The organism is Bradyrhizobium sp. USDA 326 (assembly GCF_049739485.1).
Classification (GTDB): domain Bacteria; phylum Pseudomonadota; class Alphaproteobacteria; order Rhizobiales; family Xanthobacteraceae; genus Bradyrhizobium.
In genome coordinates this window covers 5,972,074-5,988,080 of record NZ_JBMGQA010000001.1, presented here as the reverse complement: position 1 = coordinate 5,988,080, position 16,007 = coordinate 5,972,074, and the positions used below count along the sequence as shown (strand labels likewise).

General features: G+C 65.1%; 15 protein-coding genes. 4 read left to right on the top strand and 11 right to left on the bottom strand.

The annotated features are described in order from the left end of the window. Positions 1–46: 46 nt before the first annotated feature. The 8 genes from ABIG06_RS28005 to ABIG06_RS27970 all read right to left on the bottom strand — a co-directional run bounded on the left by ABIG06_RS28005 (position 47) and on the right by ABIG06_RS27970 (position 9,239). Complete coding sequence (locus ABIG06_RS28005) at positions 47–1,264, bottom strand: NAD(P)/FAD-dependent oxidoreductase (protein ID WP_370140921.1); 1,218 nt, start codon at positions 1,262–1,264, stop codon at positions 47–49. Continuing rightward, positions 1,261–2,178 carry an SDR family NAD(P)-dependent oxidoreductase gene (locus ABIG06_RS28000; RefSeq protein ID WP_124158799.1) on the bottom strand — a complete coding sequence of 306 codons (918 nt, stop codon included), beginning with the start codon at positions 2,176–2,178 and terminating at the stop codon, positions 1,261–1,263. Before ABIG06_RS28000 ends, ABIG06_RS28005 begins: the two co-directional genes overlap by 4 nt. 121 nt (positions 2,179–2,299) lie before the next feature. Further along, positions 2,300–2,779, bottom strand: coding sequence for a MaoC family dehydratase (locus ABIG06_RS27995; protein WP_370139382.1), 480 nt, complete (start codon positions 2,777–2,779; stop codon positions 2,300–2,302). Next, positions 2,780–4,498 carry an AMP-binding protein gene (locus ABIG06_RS27990; RefSeq protein ID WP_370139381.1) on the bottom strand — a complete coding sequence of 573 codons (1,719 nt, stop codon included), beginning with the start codon at positions 4,496–4,498 and terminating at the stop codon, positions 2,780–2,782. Continuing rightward, entirely contained in the window at positions 4,495–5,388 is an 894-nt protein-coding gene (gene mmsB, locus ABIG06_RS27985) for a 3-hydroxyisobutyrate dehydrogenase (protein ID WP_370139380.1), read from the bottom strand. Before mmsB ends, ABIG06_RS27990 begins: the two co-directional genes overlap by 4 nt. Before the next feature lie 26 nt (positions 5,389–5,414). Beyond that, positions 5,415–6,482, bottom strand: coding sequence for an enoyl-CoA hydratase/isomerase family protein (locus tag ABIG06_RS27980; RefSeq protein ID WP_370139379.1), 1,068 nt, complete (start codon positions 6,480–6,482; stop codon positions 5,415–5,417). After that, positions 6,479–7,624 (bottom strand): isobutyryl-CoA dehydrogenase, encoded by a 1,146-nt coding sequence (locus tag ABIG06_RS27975; RefSeq protein ID WP_370139378.1) that lies wholly within the window; start codon positions 7,622–7,624, stop codon positions 6,479–6,481. The genes ABIG06_RS27980 and ABIG06_RS27975 overlap by 4 nt, the downstream gene beginning before the upstream one ends. 118 nt (positions 7,625–7,742) lie before the next feature. After that, entirely contained in the window at positions 7,743–9,239 is a 1,497-nt protein-coding gene (locus tag ABIG06_RS27970) for a CoA-acylating methylmalonate-semialdehyde dehydrogenase (protein WP_370139377.1), read from the bottom strand. Positions 9,240–9,341: 102 nt separating this feature from the next. Between ABIG06_RS27970 and ABIG06_RS27965 the strand changes: the two genes are divergently transcribed. Next, positions 9,342–10,253, top strand: a complete 912-nt coding sequence (locus tag ABIG06_RS27965) for a LysR family transcriptional regulator (protein ID WP_124158792.1) — start codon at positions 9,342–9,344, stop codon at positions 10,251–10,253. Between the two features lie 20 nt (positions 10,254–10,273). On the opposite strand, the gene ABIG06_RS27960 is transcribed toward ABIG06_RS27965, so the two are convergent. Both ABIG06_RS27960 and ABIG06_RS27955 read right to left on the bottom strand, forming a co-directional pair. Continuing rightward, the gene (locus ABIG06_RS27960) at positions 10,274–10,894 is read right to left on the bottom strand and encodes a TetR/AcrR family transcriptional regulator (protein WP_370139376.1); all 621 of its coding nucleotides are present in this window, start codon (positions 10,892–10,894) and stop codon (positions 10,274–10,276) included. Positions 10,895–10,958: 64 nt separating this feature from the next. Further along, positions 10,959–11,492, bottom strand: coding sequence for a PaaI family thioesterase (locus ABIG06_RS27955; RefSeq protein ID WP_370139375.1), 534 nt, complete (start codon positions 11,490–11,492; stop codon positions 10,959–10,961). Positions 11,493–11,648: 156 nt separating this feature from the next. Here ABIG06_RS27955 and ABIG06_RS27950 point away from each other — a divergent pair, with 156 nt between their 5' ends. From ABIG06_RS27950 to ABIG06_RS27940, 3 genes are all read left to right on the top strand, one after another. Continuing rightward, positions 11,649–12,419 (top strand): enoyl-CoA hydratase, encoded by a 771-nt coding sequence (locus ABIG06_RS27950; protein ID WP_424578447.1) that lies wholly within the window; start codon positions 11,649–11,651, stop codon positions 12,417–12,419. 276 nt (positions 12,420–12,695) lie between these two features. Beyond that, positions 12,696–13,892, top strand: a complete 1,197-nt coding sequence (locus ABIG06_RS27945) for an acetyl-CoA C-acyltransferase (protein ID WP_370139374.1) — start codon at positions 12,696–12,698, stop codon at positions 13,890–13,892. A gap of 115 nt (positions 13,893–14,007) precedes the next feature. Continuing rightward, positions 14,008–15,297 carry an MFS transporter gene (locus ABIG06_RS27940; RefSeq protein WP_424578446.1) on the top strand — a complete coding sequence of 430 codons (1,290 nt, stop codon included), beginning with the start codon at positions 14,008–14,010 and terminating at the stop codon, positions 15,295–15,297. A gap of 139 nt (positions 15,298–15,436) precedes the next feature. On the opposite strand, the gene ABIG06_RS27935 is transcribed toward ABIG06_RS27940, so the two are convergent. Then, entirely contained in the window at positions 15,437–15,931 is a 495-nt protein-coding gene (locus tag ABIG06_RS27935) for a hypothetical protein (protein WP_370139373.1), read from the bottom strand. Positions 15,932–16,007 lie beyond the last annotated feature (76 nt).

Genomic DNA, 16,007 nt, shown 5'->3' with positions numbered 1-16,007 from the left:
CATGCAGAAACTCTGGATTGCTTCGCTGCGCTCGCAATGACGGTGGTTATCGCTTTAGCCAGTCCAACATGCCTCTGCCCGCGGCAGCCCCGGTCGCGAACGAGGCCTGCAGCAGATAGCCGCCGGTCGGCGCTTCCCAGTCCAGCATCTCGCCGGCAGCGAACACGCCCGGCAATTTGCGCAGCATGAAGCGATCGTCCAGCTCGTCAAAAGTTATTCCGCCCGCTGTCGAGATCGCCCGATCAATCGGGGCAACGCCAGTGAGCCGAACCGGAACTGCATTGATCAGGCGCGCGAGCTCGGCCGGCGAGAGCGATGCCAGCGGCCGGCCCGACGCGATGGCGGCCTCCTGCATCAGGCCGATTCCGACCGGCGACAATTGCGCCGCCTTGCGCAGGAAGTTGGCCAGCGATTGCTTGCCGCGCGTACCCGACAGGCGCGTCGCCAGATCGGCGACGGCAAGATCCGGCCGCAGCGCGATCATCAGCGTCGCCTGCCCGCGACCCAGCACCGCCTCGCGCAGCTCGGCCGACAGCGCGTAGATCGCACCGCCTTCGATGCCGCTGCGCGTAATCATCGCCTCGCCGCGCACCGTGTGTGCATCGATCGTCAGCGCCACGCCCTTGAGCGGCTGGCCCTCGAAACGGTCGCGAAACACATCGGACCAAGCGACCTTAAAGGCGGAATTGGCGGGCCGCAGCATCGAGACGGCAATGCCCTTTGCGGCGAGAAGATCGACCCAGCCGCCGTCCGATCCGAGCCGCGGCCAGCTTGCGCCGCCGAGGGCGAGCACCACTGCCCTGGCCTCGATCGACCGTTCGCCGTCGCCGGTGCGAAACAGCAAGCGGCCGTGCTCGTCCCAGCCGATCCAGCGATGACGAAAAGCAAAGCCCACGCCGGCGGCATCGAGCCGCCGCAGCCAGACGCGCAGCAAGGGCGAGGCCTTGAACGCTTTCGGGAACACCCGCCCGCTGGTGCCGACGAAGGTCGCCTCGCCCAGTGCCTCGCTCCAGGCACGCAGCGCGGCCGGCGGGAATGCCTCGATCGCCGCTTGCAGCTTCGGTGCCGCCTCACGATAGCGCGTGATGAACTGCGGCAGCGGCTCGCTGTGGGTGAGATTGAGCCCGCCGCGGCCGGCCATCAGGAATTTACGGCCCGCCGATGGCATGGCGTCATAGACGGTGACGCGGACGCCGTCCTGCGCCAGCACCTCCGCCGCCATCAGCCCGGCAGGGCCGGCGCCGATGACGGCGACGGCCGTCAGAGCTTGATCCCCGCCCGTGCGGCGGCCTGTGCGACGTATTTCTGCGTCTGCTCGAACGCGCCTTGCAGCGCTTTCGCCTTCGACATGTCGCTGATCTCTTCGAAATGCGCGGCGACCGCGTCGGGCGTCCATTCGGACTCCGGCAGGTTGATGCCTTCGCTCTCCAGGATCTTGATCACGGCGAAGGACCCGGCGCCGGCGCCCATGATGGTGCGGGTGGGCGCGTCCTCGCTGAGCATATACTCGACCGCCGGGGTGATCGCGTTCGGCTTCATCAGTTGCAGCGCCTGTGGCGGCAGCAGCTCTTCGGTCATGCGCGTCGCCGCGGTCGGGGAGATGATGTTGACGCGGATGTTGTTCTTGCGGCCTTCCTCGGCGAGCACGTTCATCAGGCCGACCATGCCTGACTTGGCCGCACCGTAATTGGCCTGGCCGAAATTGCCGTAGAGGCCGGACGACGACGTCGTCAGCACGATACGGCCGTAATTGCGGTCGCGCATACCGGCCCAGGCCGCTTTGCAGCAATAAAAGGTGCCGACGAGGTGCACGTCGAGCACCTTCTGGAAATCGGCCACCTCCATCTTGCCGAACGACTTGTCGCGCAGGATGCCAGCATTGGCGCACAGGAGATCGACGCTCCCCCACTCCTTGGTGGCGCGCTCGACCATGGCGGTGACCTGCTCGAAATTCGACACGTCCGCGCCGTCGGCCATCGCGATGCCGCCGGCCTTGCGGATCTCCTCGACCACAGCTTCGGCCGGCGATAGCGAGCCGCCGCTGCCGTCACGCGCCCCGCCGAAATCGTTGACCACGACCTTGGCGCCGCGGCTGGCCAATCCCAGCGCGTGCGCCTTGCCGAGACCATTGCCCGCGCCGGTGACGATAGCGACGCGTCCGTCGAACCTGATTGCCATGAGTGCGTTTCCCAGATGTTAGCCCGTCATGGCCGGGCTTGACCCGGCCATCCATCAAAATCGTCAGGCTTTTGAGCAGCGATGGGTTGCCGGGTCAAGCCCGGCAACGACGGCCTGGGACTTACGCGAAATAGATCAACCCAAGCCATTCGGCGACCAGCGCCGGCTTGTCCTCGCCCTCGATCTCCACCGTGACGTTGGTACGGGACTGTAGCTCGTTGGGCTTGCGCAGCTTGGCCTCCGCCAGCACGAAGCGGCCGCGCACGCGCTTGCCTGACCGGACCGGGGAGATGAAGCGCAGTCTGTCGAAGCCGTAGTTCACGCCCATCGTGGTGCCGGCGATGACAGGCATCACCTCGTAGGACATGATCGACAGCAGTGACATCGTCAGGAAACCGTGCGCGATGGTGGTGCCGAAAGCGGTTTCGTTCTTGGCTCTTTCAGGGTCGACATGGATGAACTGGTGATCCTCGATCACGTCGGCATAGGTGTCGATACGGGGTTGGTCGATCAGGTGCCATGAGGACACGCCGATTTCCTTGCCGACCATGGCCTGATAGGCCTGAAGCGGAATCGGCGGCTTCTTCCAGACTTCGTTCACTTAGGTCTCGCTCCGTGTCTTTGCCAGCTCCGGAAAATCCTCCTCGCGGAATTCCCGGCCGCGCAGCGGATCGTCGCGATCATTGTCGCGTTCCAGCCGTCGTAGCTGGACCCGGCGGATTTTTCCAGAGATCGTCTTCGGCAGCTCGGCGACGATTTCGAGACGGCGGATGCGTTTGAATGGCGCGAGGCGCGTGTGCAGATGCCTGAAGATGGAGAGTGCCGTTTCGGATGAACGTTCCGCGCCCGACGTCAGCAGCACGAATGCCTTGGGAATGGCGAGCCGGATCGGATCCGGGCTCGGGACCACCGCAGCTTCCGCGATCAGCTCATGCTCCATCAGCACACTCTCGAGCTCGAACGGACTGATGCGGTAATCCGACGACTTGAAGACGTCGTCGGAGCGGCCGACGAAGGTGAGATAGCCCTCGTCGTCCTCGAACACGACGTCGCCGCTGCGATAGAGCTCGCCTTCGGCGCCCAGCAGCTCGCCATTGTCGCCCTGATAGCCTTGCATAAGGCCGGCCGGGCGCTCAGTCCCGAGCACCAGCGTGACCTCGCCCTCCTTTGCGGGATTGCCGTCGGCATCGCTGATCTGGACGCGATAGCCCGGCAGCGGCCGGCCCATCGAGCCGACCTTGATCTTCTGGCCTGGCGAGTTGCCGGCGAGCGCCGTGGTTTCGGTCTGGCCGTATCCATCACGGATGGTGAGACCCCAGGCCGCCCGCACCTGATCGATCACTTCAGGGTTCAACGGTTCGCCGGCGCCGCAGACCTCGCGCAAGGCCACGTTGAACGATGCAAGGTTCTCCTGGATGAACAGCCGCCACACGGTCGGCGGCGCACACAGCGTGGTGACGCCGCAGCGGCCGATGGTGGCGAGCAGCGCCTTGGCATCGAAGCGCGGCTGGTTGACCACGAACACGGTCGCGCCGGCATTCCACGGCGCGAAGAAACAGCTCCAGGCGTGCTTGGCCCAGCCGGGCGACGATATATTGAGATGAATATCGCCGGGTTTCAGACCGACCCAGTACATGGTCGAGAGATGGCCGACCGGATAGCTGCGCTGGCTGTGCCGCACCAACTTCGGTTTTGCGGTCGTGCCCGAGGTAAAATAGAGCAGAATCGGGTCGTCGGCATTGGTCGGACCGTCAGGCGCGAAGCTCTCCGAGGCGTTCGCCGCCTGATCATAGGCCAGCCAACTATCGGAAGCCGCGCCGACCACGATGCGAACGACATTCTCGGTGCCGAGGCTTGCAAACTTCGCCACCTGATCCTCGGCGGCCACCACCGCCCTCGCCCTGCCGCGATCAAGCCGGTCGCGCAGCTCGTCGGCGGTGAGCAGCGTCGTCGCTGGAATAACGACGACGCCGAGCTTCATCGCCGCCAGCATGGTCTCCCACAACGGAACCACATTGCCCAGCAGCAGCAGGAGATGATCGCCGCGCTTCAAGCCCTGCGCACGGAGAAAGTTCGCGACCTGGTTGGAGCGGCGCGACAGCGCCGCGAAGGACAGCTTCGTCTGCTTGTCCTGGGCGGCATCGACGATCCAGAGCGCGGGACGGTCCTTGCTGTCCGCATTCGCCGCCAGCTCGGCGTCGAACCAGTCGAGCGCCCAGTTGAACGCAACCGGATCGGGCCAGCGGAAACCTCTGACTGCTGCCTCGTAATCCGTGCGGTGCTTTAGCAGAAACCCGCGCGCTTCCTGGAATGTCGTCATAAAGCTTTCCCGGCTAGACTCCTAACGTGCTTGATAATTCCGGAAAAATCCACCCCGCCCTGCCCGGCTGCGTCGAAAGACTGATAAATCTCCTGCGCATGTTTGCCGAGCGGCGTCGCCGCACCGGCCGCCTTCGCGGCGTCCTGCGCCAGGGTCAGATCCTTCACCATCAGCGCCGAAGCAAAGCCCGGCTTGTAGTCGTTGTTCGCGGGCGAGGTCGGTACCGGGCCCGGAACCGGGCAATAGGTCGTCAGCGACCAGCACTGGCCGGACGAGGTCGAGGCGACGTCGAACAGCGCCTGGTGCGAGAGCCCGAGCTTTTCGCCGAGCGCGAACGCTTCGCTCACCGCGATCATGGAAATGCCGAGGATCATGTTGTTGCAGATCTTGGCCGCCTGCCCCGCGCCGGCACCGCCGCAATGGACGATCTTCTTGCCCATGTTCTCCAGCACGGGCTTCGCGGCTGCGAACGCCTTCTCCTCGCCGCCGCACATGAAGGTGAGCGTGGCGCCCTTGGCGCCGCCGGTCCCGCCGGAGACCGGCGCGTCGACCGAAAGCACACCGTTCTTGTTAGCCAGCGCGTGCGCGGCCCTCGCGCTTTCGACGTCGATGGTAGAGGAGTCAATGATCAGCGCGCCCCTGGTCATGACGGGCACGACCTCGTTCCAGACACCGAGCACGTGCTTGCCTGCGGGGAGCATGGTGACGACGACATCGGCGCCCTTCACCGCACCCGCGGCGCTGTCGGCGATGCTGGCGCCGTCGGCCTTGGCCTGATTGCGGGAGGCCTCGACGAGGTCGAACGCCACCACCTTGTGGCCGGCCTTGACCAGATTGGCGGCCATCGGGCCGCCCATGTTGCCCAGACCAATGAATGCGATCGTGGCCATTGTCGTTTCCTCCGCTGCAGTGTTGATTAATTGAACTTCAGCTCGTCGGCGCCGATCTCGGCGAGATACGGCGCAAGCATTTCGGGCGTCACATCCTCGATCCGCGGAGGCGACCAGGTCGGATTGCGGTCCTTGTCGATCACGGCGGCGCGCACGCCCTCGCGGAAATCATCGCTGCGGAAGACTTCCAGCGCGGCACGGTATTCCCGCACCAGGCACTCTTCCAGGGTCGACGTGGTCCGCGCGAGCCGCAGCAGTTTCAGCGTCACCATCATGCCGCGCGGCGACTTTTCGTTGAGCGTCTTCAGCGTCGCCTGTGCGAATTCGGAGCCGTCACGTTTCAGTGCCGCGAAAATGTCCTCCATGCGGTCGAAGCCGAACAGCGCGTCGATCATCGCCTGCTTCGCGGCCACCGGCCCGGCGATCTCGTCGGTCGCAAAGGCCTCGATCAGCTTGGCGACCTCGGCCGCGGTCGCTCCGGAACGAACCCTCGTCAGCGCCTCGCGCAGCTCCGGGAGTTTCGTGGCCGGCACCACCCAGTCCGCGAACTTCGCATGGATTGCGTCCGGACCGTTCATGGTCTGGCCGGTCAGGCCGAAATAGGTGCCGATCTCGCCCGGCGAGCGCGACAGCAAATAAGTGCCGCCGACATCGGGGAAGAATCCAAGCCCGACCTCGGGCATCGCCAGCTTGGTGCGATCCGTGACGACGCGGTGGCTGGCATGAGCCGACAAACCGACGCCGCCGCCCATCACGATACCGTCCATGAAGGCGACATAGGGCTTCGGAAACTTCTTGATCCGGGCATTGAGGATGTACTCCTCGCGCCACAGAATCTTGCCGAGGTCGCCACCAGCCTTCGAGCTTTCCCAGAGCGTGCGAATGTCCCCGCCGGCGCACAGGCCGCGCTCGCCGGCGCCTTCCAGCACGATCACGGCGACGGACGGATCGGCCTCGAAGCGGTCGAGCGCCTTCTCGATGTCGCGAAACATCTCCAGCGTCACGGCGTTGATCGCCTTGGGACGGTTGAGCCGGATGATGCCGGCCGCCCCCTCGACGCGGGCGACCAGATCGCCCTCTTCCACTGCCGTCATCGCGCGCCCTCGATCAGCTTGCGCGCCACGATGAGCCGCATGATTTCGTTGGTGCCTTCGAGGATCTGGTGCACGCGCAGATCGCGCACGATCTTCTCGATGCCGTACTCGCTGAGGTAGCCGTAGCCGCCGTGAAGCTGGAGCGCGTGGTTGGCGACCTCGAAGCCGACATCGGTGCCGAAACGCTTGGCCATCGCGCAGAGCATGGTGGCATCGGGGTCCTTCCGATCAAGCGCCGCAGCGGCGCGCCACAGGAAGGTGCGGGCGGCCTCGAGTTCGATCGCCATGTCGGCGAGGCGAAATTGCAGCGCCTGGAACTCGTCCAGCCGCTTTCCGAACGCCTTGCGCTCCTTCATGTAGGCACGCGCTTTGTCGAGTGCAGTTTGGGCACCACCGAGAGAACAGGCCGTGATGTTGAGGCGGCCCCCGTCGAGACCGGCCATCGCGATCTTGAAGCCTGTGCCCTCCTCGTTGAGCCGATTGGCGACGGGCACGCGGGCGTTTTCGAACATGACGGCGCGGGTCGGCTGCGCATTCCAGCCCATCTTGCGCTCGTTGGCGCCAAAGGCGAGGCCCGGCGTCTTGCCCTCGATGACGAGAGTCGAGATGCCGCCGGGGCCGTCGCCGCCGGTCCTGACCATCGCGACCAGGAGATCGGTGCCGCCGGCGCCGGAGATGAATTGCTTCTGGCCATTGAGGACGTAATAGTCGCCGTCGCGCACCGCGCGGGTGCGCAAGGCCGCCGCATCGGAGCCCGCGCCCGGCTCGGTCAGGCAGTAGCTCGCGATCAGCTCCATGGTGCAGAGCTTTGGCAACCACATGTGGCGCTGGGTGTCGCTGCCGAAGGCATCGATCATCCAGCTCGCCATGTTGTGGATGGAGATGAAGGCCGAGGTGGTCGGGCAACCCGTCGCCAGCGCCTCGAAGATCAGCGCCGCGTCGAACCGCGTCATGGCGGAGCCACCGACATCGTCGCGGATATAGATGCCGCCCATGCCGAGCTTGGCAGCTTCGCGCATGACGTCGACGGGAAAGTGCTTCTCCTCATCCCAGCGCAGCGCATGCGGCGCTATCTTTTCGGCCGCAAACGCCAACGCCACGTCGCGAACCGCGATCTGATCCTCGTTCAGAGCGAACTGCATGCCGGCTGCTCACTATTCTCGTCATTGGGAGGAGCGCAGCGACGAAGCAATCCAGTGTATCCGAGGAGAAAGTCTGGATTGCTTCGCTGCGCTCGCAATGACGGGCTGGGCTACAGCCTTACTTCATCAGCGGAATCGAGAACTCCGCACCCTCCTTGACACCGGACGGCCAGCGCGAGGTCACCGTCTTGGTCTTGGTGTAGAAGCGGATCGAATCCGGGCCGTGCTGGTTGAGATCGCCGAAGCCCGACTTCTTCCAGCCGCCGAAGGTGTAATAGGCGATCGGAACCGGGATCGGCACGTTGATGCCGACCATGCCGACGTTCACCTTGGCCGCGAAGTCGCGCGCTGCGTCGCCATCGCGGGTGAAGATGGCAACGCCGTTGCCGTAGTCATGGTCCGACGGCAGCGCCAGCGCTTCCTTGTAGTCGTGCGCGCGCACCACCGAGAGCACAGGGCCGAAGATCTCTTCCTTGTAGATCCGCATGTCCTTGGTGACGTTGTCGAACAGCGAACCGCCGAGATAGAAGCCGTTCTCATAGCCCTGCATCTTGAAGCCGCGGCCGTCGACGGCGAGTGTCGCGCCTTCCTTGATGCCGATGTCGATGTAGCTCTTGACCTTCTCGACCGCCTCGCGGGTCACGAGCGGACCGTAGTCGGCCGACGGATCGATCGAGGTGCCGATCTTCAAGGATTCGACGCGCGGGATCAGCTTTTCCATCAGGCGGTCGGCGGTCGACTTGCCGACGGGAACAGCGACCGAAACGGCCATGCAGCGCTCGCCGGCGGAGCCGTAGCCGGCGCCGATCAGCGCGTCGACGGCCTGGTCCATGTCCGCGTCGGGCATGACGATTGCGTGGTTCTTGGCGCCGCCGAAGCACTGGCAGCGCTTGCCGGTCTGCGCGGCGCGCTCATAGATGTACTGCGCGATCGGGGTCGAGCCGACGAAGCCGATGGCCTTGATATCGGGATCGTCGAGGATGGCGTCGACCGCCTCCTTGTCGCCGTTGACGACGTTGAGGATGCCGGCCGGCAGGCCCGCTTTCATCATGAGTTCAGCGAGCAGCATCGGCACACCAGGATCGCGCTCCGACGGCTTGAGGATGAAGGCGTTGCCGCAGGCGATCGCCGGCGCGAACTTCCACATCGGGATCATCGCCGGGAAATTGAACGGCGTGATGCCGGCGACGACGCCGAGCGGCTGGCGCATCGAATAGATGTCGATGCCGGGGCCGGCGCCTTCGGTGTACTCGCCCTTCATCAGATGCGGAATGCCGCAGGCGAATTCCGCGACCTCGAGGCCGCGCTGGATGTCGCCCTTGGCGTCGGGGACGGTCTTGCCGTGCTCGCGCGCGAGCAACTCGGCGAGCTTGTCGTAGTCGCGCTGCACCAACTCGACGAACTTCATCATGACGCGAGCGCGGCGCTGCGGGTTGGTCGCGGCCCATTCGGGCTGTGCCGCGCGCGCGTTCTCGACGGCGGCGCGGACTTCGGCCTTGGACGCCAGTGCCACCTTGGCCTGGACGTCACCGGTCATCGGCTCGAAGACGTCGGCAGTGCGGCCCGAGGTGCCCTTCACCTCCTTGCCACCGATGAAATGTCCGATTGAACGCATGGAATGGTCTCCTTCAGGCCGAGCGTGGTCGCTTTGACAAATCCTATCGACCTGCATTTTATAGGATTCAAGTCTGAGATAATGCACCATAGATGTGCGAAAATGCTGGATCAAGGCGCTATCGACTGGGACGACTTTCGCTTCGTGCTGGCCATCGTGCGGGGCGGCTCGGTCTCGGCTGCGGCAAAACAGCTCGGCGTCGACCATGCCACGGTGATCCGCCGCGTCGATCGGCTGGAAAAGCACCTTTCGGCCAAGCTGTTTGACCGCCGCAAGACCGGCTACCTCCTCACCGAGGCCGGCCAGCGCGTCGCCGACAGCGCGGAAGCGATGGAATCGACCATCGTCGCCAACCAGGAGCAGGTCGGCGGCTCCGTGGCGCGGCTGACCGGCACGGTGCGGATCGGCGCGCCTGATGGCTTCGGCACCGCCTTCCTGGCGCCACGGCTGGCGCCGTTCGCCGACCGCTATCCCGATCTCGATCTGCAACTTGTAGCTACCGCGCGACTGTTCAGTCTCTCCAAGCGCGAGGCCGACATCGCAATCAGCCTGACCATGCCGAAGGAAGGCCGCATCGTCGGCCGCAAGCTGCTGGATTATCGCCTCGGCCTCTACGCCGCGCCAGCCTATCTCGACCGCTTTCCGAAGATCTCCTCACGGCAAGACCTGCTGCAGCACCGCTTCGTCGGCTACATCGAGGAGCTGCTGTTCACGCCGGAGCTCGACTATCTGCCGCAGGTGTCGCCGCGGATTTCCGCGCGCTTTCGCAGCGCCAATCTGATCGCGCAGCTCAATGCTACGCTCTCGGGCTTCGGCATTGCGGTACTGCCGCATTTCATGGCGAGCGATCATCCGCAGCTCGTTCCGGTGTTGCCGGACGACATCTCGATCATGCGGACATTCTGGATGCTGATGCACGCCGACAGCAAGGACCTCGCTCGGATCAGGGCAGTGGCGGACTACATCAGCGAGATCGTCGAGCGCGAGCGGACGCTGTTTGCTGCGGGACGGTGAACGCCACTGCCGAGCTCGGCCTAACTCTGCTTCACCTTCTTCGCAGCAGGCGACTTCGGCTCGCGCTTCACACCCCCGAGCGCGCTGTCGCGGCCTGCCTTCAGCACCTCGTCCGACAATTCGTTCGATCCCGCGATGCGCGCCAGCAGCATGGTGCCGACCATGGTCGCCAGCGTCGCGATCGCCTGCTTGCGCGCGGCCTTGCGCGGCATGTTCGGGACATAGTCGGTCATCATCTCGATCATCTGGTCGAGCTTGCCGACAAAGGCCTTGCGGGTCTTCGGGCTCTCGCGGGCGATCTCGGCGCCCAGCGCGGGAATCGAGCAGCCATGGCCGGGATTGTCGCGATGCAGCGTGGAGAGATAGCTTTCCGCGACCAGCGCCAGCCGCTTTTCAGGAGCGGCCTCGCCGGTGAGCTTGCGCCAGTGCTCCATCGAGCGGTCCATGGCATAGCCAAAGGCCTCGATCACCAGCGCCTCGCGGGAATCGAAATGCGCGTAGAAACCGCCATGGGTCAGGCCCGCCTCCTTCATGAGATCGGCGACGCCGATGCCGTGGGCACCCTTCTCGCGCAGCCGCACGGAGGCCTTCTTCACGATGCGGTCGTGGGTTTCCTGCTTGTGTTCCGGGGAATAGCGCATGCTGATCTCATTGGATGTCGGAGATCATCTCATAGCACGGAAGTCGGCCTTACGGTGCATTAATTCATGTTAAGTTGTTGACTATCATGGAGAAGGTTGCAGTTGCATGCACCGCCAGGGCTCCCTTCCCGTCGCGGACGAAACCTTCGGTGTAGCTGGTCTGGCGTCCCAGCTTGATGACCTTGCCTTCGGCCGAGATCAGCCCGGAACGAACCGACAGCGGGCGCAGGAACGTCAGTTTCAGGTCGAGCGTCACCGAACTCTGCCCCGCTTCCAACCGGGTCGAGATCGCGCATCCCATGGCGGTATCGAGCAACGCCGCTGCGGTCGCGCCGTGCAGGAGGCCGATGGTATTTTCGAGATCTTCGCGCGGCTCCAGTTCCATGACGATCCGGCCCGGCTCGACAACGGCCATGATGAACCCGATCAGTTTCGCAAAAGGCGGCGGCGGCAGCCGGCCGTCGCGAATGCCCAGCATGGCGTCCATGCCCGACAGGCCCATCGCCGCTTTCGCGACCGGCGCCGGCACCTGCCAGTCCACCGTGCGCTCCCGCCGCTGCGCCGGCGAAAACAGGGCAATTTGATCGATGTCGGTCATGGCCACCTCATTGAATGACATGTGTCATACTATGCCACGGACTTCGCGCTGGCAACTCGGTCGCGCGAGCCCGCTTGACAAGCCGGGCGTTTCGGCCCGGAAGTGATCCCGACCAGTGCGCCTCGCACGCGTCCACGAAAGCTTCGAGATTCCCCGATGGAAATGCTCAACAACCACTGCGGCGTGACGCGCGATGCGCGCGGCATCGTTCATGTTGCCATCTGCAACGCCGGCCCGCTCAACATTCTCGGCTCGCCCGTCACCGATGCCGTGCGCGAAGGCCTCCAGAAACTCGCGTCCGACCGCAGCATTCGGGTCGTGGTGCTGCGCGGCCAGAGCGAGAAGAGCATGATCGGCGGCGCAGACATCAAGGAGATGGCCAAGCTCGACCAGAGATCCGCCGAAGCCTTCATCAGCCGCCTGCGCGATCTCTGCGAGGCCGTGCGCAAATTCCCTGCCCCGGTGATCGCACGGATGCCCGGCTGGTGCCTCGGCGGCGGGCTCGAAGTGGCCGCGGCCTGCGACTTCCGCATTTCCGCGCATGATGCGCATTTCGGCATGCCGGAGGTACGCGTCGGCATTCCCTCGGTGATTCATGCCGCCCTCTTGCCGCGCCTGATCGGCTGGGCCCGCGCGCGCTGGCTGGTGATGACGGCGGAGAACATCGACGCTCCGACCGCGCTGGCTTGGGGACTGATCGACAAGGTCGCGCCGGACGGCGAGCTCGATGCCGTGATCGAGCACACCGTGAAGGCGCTGCTCGAATGTGGCCCCGAGGCGCTGCGATCGCAGAAGGCACTGCTGCGGCAATGGGAGGAACTTCCGCTGACGGAGTCGGTGAATCTGAGCGTCAAGGTGTTCGGCGAATCGTTCCTGACCGACGAGCCGACGCGGCTGATGGGCGCGTTTGTGAACCGGAAGCGGTAGGCGCAGGTTTCCGCGCCGCAGACGCAGCGCAGCGCCCCCTTGGCGGGCGCGCTGCTGAGCCGGGGCCATGCACCGATGAGGTCGGCGCGAATCTGGGTCCCGGCTCTGCGTCGCAACGTTGCACGTCGCGCCGCGTCCGGGACACGGACGAGGAAGTCGTCCCACGACCAAATCTCATCTGAACCACGACATTTTCTCATCCCTGGCGCGGTTGCATTTTTTGCGTCGCATCATATGATGACCATAATCTTACCCGTCACTGCAGGGAGTTCCGTCATGGCTCAAGCCGCCGATCCCGTCGTCATCGTCTCCGCCGCCCGCACCCCGCTCGGCCGCTTCATGGGCGAATTGTCGCCGCTCCCCGCCCACAAGCTTGGATCGCACGTGATCGGCGCGGCGTTGGAGCGCGCCAAGCTCGCCCCCGAAAAGATCGACGAGGTCTTCATGGGCTGCGTGCTGCCGGCCGGACAAGGCCAGGCGCCGGCGCGCCAGGCGGCTCGCAGCGCCGGTCTGCCCGATGCCACCGGCGCGACCACGGTGAACAAGGTCTGCGGCTCCGGCATGAAGGCGACCATGCTGGCGCACGATATCATCCGCGCGGGCTCGGCGGAGATTGTCGTCTCCGGCGGCATGGAGAGCATGAGCAACGCGCCGTATCTGCTCGCCAAGGCGCGCGGCGGCTATCGCGTCGGTCATGACCGCATCATCGACCACATGATGATGGACGGGCTGGAGGACGCCTACGAGACCGGCCGCTCCATGGGCGATTTCGGCGAGGCGACCGCGGAAGCCTATCAGTTCACCCGCAAGGACCAGGACGCCTATGCCATGGAGACGCTGAGCCGCGCGCGCAAGGCGGTCGAGAACGGCGCATTCAAGGCCGAGATCGCGCCGGTCACGTTGACCGAAAAGGCCGGCCCGCGCGTCATCGCCAATGACGAGCATCCGCTGAAGGTTGACCCCGCCAAGATTCCCGGGTTGAAGCCCGCGTTCCGCGCCAACGGCACCATCACGCCGGCGGCCTCCTCCGCCAACGCCGACGGCGCCGCTGCGCTCGTGCTGACGAAGCGCTCGCTCGCCGATCGGGGCGGCCTGCCTGTTCTCGCCGAGATCAAGGGCCACGCCACTCACAGCCAGGAGCCGCAATGGTTCACCACGGCGCCGATTCCAGCGATCCGCAAGCTGCTCGACAAGGTCGGCTGGGCTGCCTCCGATGTCGACCTGTTCGAGATCAATGAGGCGTTCGCCGTGGTGGCCATGGCGGCGCAGCGCGATCTCGGCATTCCCCGCGAGAAGCTGAACATCAACGGCGGCGCCTGCGCGCTCGGCCATCCGATCGGTGCCACGGGCGCGCGGCTGATCGTCACGCTGCTGCATGCGCTCGAGGCGCAGAACCTCAGACGCGGTATTGCCGCGCTCTGCATCGGCGGCGGCGAAGCCACTGCGATCGCGGTGGAGCGGCCGGCGCACTAACCGTCCGTCATGGCCGAAATTAAGGGAAGTCTGTCATTTCAGACTTCCCTCGCCTGTGCCAGAGTGTAACGATGACGCGAGTCCTCCGGGGCTCGCCAACCAAGATTGAGGCCCAATGATTTCGAGCTGGCTCGCGGCAACGCTTTCCCGCCGCAACATTCACTACGGCTGGGTGATGGTCGGTGTGACCTTTCTCGCCGCGCTGATCAGCGCCGGCACGGTCGGCGCGCCAGGTGTGTTCATCGTGCCGCTTCAGAAGGAGTTCGGCTGGAGCACGGCGGAAATCTCCTCCGCGTTGTCGATCCGCTTCATCCTGTTCGGGCTCATGGCGCCGTTCGCGGCCGCCCTGCTCAACCGCTACGGGCTGCGCAACGTCACGCTCGCCGCCCAGCTGATCGTGGTCTCGGCACTGGTGCTCTCGCTTGGCATGACCGAGGTCTGGCAGCTCGTCGCCCTGTGGGGCGTGGTGATCGGGATCGGCACCGGCATGACCGCGCTGGTGCTCGGCGCGACCATTGCCACGCGCTGGTTCGCAGCAAGACGCGGCCTCGTCGTCGGCATCATGACCGCGAGCGTCGCCACCGGCCAGCTCGTGTTCCTGCCGCTTTTGGCAAGCCTCACCGACCATTACGGCTGGCGGCTCGCACTCGGCTTCGTCTGCGTCGCGCTCGGCGTGTCCGCGATCGCCGTGCTGCTGGTGATGCGCGACCGGCCGAGCGACGTCGGCCTGCGCCCGTTCGGCGATGAAGGTAGTGAGCCCCTGCCCGCACCGCCGGTGAGCCACGGCTCGATCACGGGCATTGCGCTCGGCACGCTGCGCGATGCCTCGAAATCGACGGCGTTCTGGATCCTGTTCGCGACCTTCTTCGTCTGCGGCGCTTCGACCAACGGCCTCGTCCAGGTGCACCTGATTCCGATGTGCCTCGATTTCGGCATCCCGCAGGTGCAGGCGGCGAGCCTGCTGGCTGCGATGGGCATCTTCGACTTCTTCGGCACCATCATGTCGGGCTGGCTATCGGACCGCTACGACAATCGCTGGCTCCTGTTCTGGTACTACGGCCTGCGCGGGCTCTCCCTGATCTTCCTGCCGTTCAGCGATTTCTCGTTCTACGGGCTCTCCGTCTTCGCAATGTTCTATGGTCTCGACTGGATCGCCACGGTGCCGCCGACGGTACGCCTCACCGCGCAAAAATTCGGACCCGAGCGCGCCAATCTGGTGTTCGGCTGGATCTTCGCCGGCCATCAGCTCGGCGCGGGCGCTGCAGCGTTCGGTGCCGGCTTCTCGCGGACGGTCTATGAGAGCTACCTGCCTGCGTTCTTCATTGCAGGCGCGCTGTGCGTGTTCGCCGCGCTGATCGTGCTGGCGCTGTCGCGGCAGCCCAAACCGCAGCCCGCGATGGCGTAGTCTCCGATCGTGCTGGTGACGCCGAACACGGCGGCGTCACCGATCCGCTCGAGCCGGCGACCCCCTCGAGCACCCGGCACGCCGAGGGCGGAGAGCGATTGCCGTATATGGAAGTTTATGACGGCCACGAGGATTGGCGTCACTTCGAGTCCTTGTTCAATTCGATCGCGACCTCCGACATCCAGGACCCCGGCGCCTCCATCAGGAAGGATTGACGATTGCTCCTGGTCTGGATCGTCACCAGTGCGGCCACCGTGTTTCCCTCGATTCGTGCCTCGATCAGGGAGTCCTTGTTCGTGCAGTAGACCTTGCCGCCTTGTCGGTATTCGCTCTCGAACCAGTTGCCGGAAAGCTCCGTCCCGCTCTGCTCGATGTTCGCGGACAGGACCATTTTGTACGCATCGCTTGCGCAGCGCAGATTGAGGGTCAACGACCGTCCCGGTCTGGTGACGTCGTACGCCACTTTGCACCGGACCTTCTCGCGTGGTCCATCGGACGGCTTCATCGTGCCGACACCCGACCAAGCGCCGGCCAAACCGTCGAACACCGGCTCTGCGCGCAACGGGCTGATGCCGGCGAGCACGAGGCAGGCCACGCCAATGCCCATGTGCGCCGCCGAAAACTTCAATAGCATTCTTCCGATCCTGATCCGCAAAGTCCGGGCGCGTCCTACGCTCGAATAGCCACGGGATGTTGGCGAGGATGTTTAG

What these genes read in the sequence shown, in the direction of transcription:
- ABIG06_RS28000 (WP_124158799.1), bottom strand. Translation starts at nt 2,178, where the DNA reads ATGGCAATCAGGTTCGACGGACGCGTCGCTATCGTCACCGGCGCGGGC.
- ABIG06_RS27990 (WP_370139381.1), bottom strand. Translation starts at nt 4,498, where the DNA reads ATGACGACATTCCAGGAAGCGCGCGGGTTTCTGCTAAAGCACCGCACG.
- mmsB (WP_370139380.1), bottom strand. Translation starts at nt 5,388, where the DNA reads ATGGCCACGATCGCATTCATTGGTCTGGGCAACATGGGCGGCCCGATG.
- ABIG06_RS27980 (WP_370139379.1), bottom strand. Translation starts at nt 6,482, where the DNA reads ATGACGGCAGTGGAAGAGGGCGATCTGGTCGCCCGCGTCGAGGGGGCG.
- ABIG06_RS27975 (WP_370139378.1), bottom strand. Translation starts at nt 7,624, where the DNA reads ATGCAGTTCGCTCTGAACGAGGATCAGATCGCGGTTCGCGACGTGGCG.
- ABIG06_RS27970 (WP_370139377.1), bottom strand. Translation starts at nt 9,239, where the DNA reads ATGCGTTCAATCGGACATTTCATCGGTGGCAAGGAGGTGAAGGGCACC.
- ABIG06_RS27965 (WP_124158792.1), top strand. Translation starts at nt 9,342, where the DNA reads ATGCTGGATCAAGGCGCTATCGACTGGGACGACTTTCGCTTCGTGCTG.
- ABIG06_RS27960 (WP_370139376.1), bottom strand. Translation starts at nt 10,894, where the DNA reads ATGCGCTATTCCCCGGAACACAAGCAGGAAACCCACGACCGCATCGTG.
- ABIG06_RS27955 (WP_370139375.1), bottom strand. Translation starts at nt 11,492, where the DNA reads ATGACCGACATCGATCAAATTGCCCTGTTTTCGCCGGCGCAGCGGCGG.
- ABIG06_RS27950 (WP_424578447.1), top strand. Translation starts at nt 11,649, where the DNA reads ATGGAAATGCTCAACAACCACTGCGGCGTGACGCGCGATGCGCGCGGC.
- ABIG06_RS27945 (WP_370139374.1), top strand. Translation starts at nt 12,696, where the DNA reads ATGGCTCAAGCCGCCGATCCCGTCGTCATCGTCTCCGCCGCCCGCACC.
- ABIG06_RS27940 (WP_424578446.1), top strand. Translation starts at nt 14,008, where the DNA reads ATGATTTCGAGCTGGCTCGCGGCAACGCTTTCCCGCCGCAACATTCAC.
- ABIG06_RS27935 (WP_370139373.1), bottom strand. Translation starts at nt 15,931, where the DNA reads ATGCTATTGAAGTTTTCGGCGGCGCACATGGGCATTGGCGTGGCCTGC.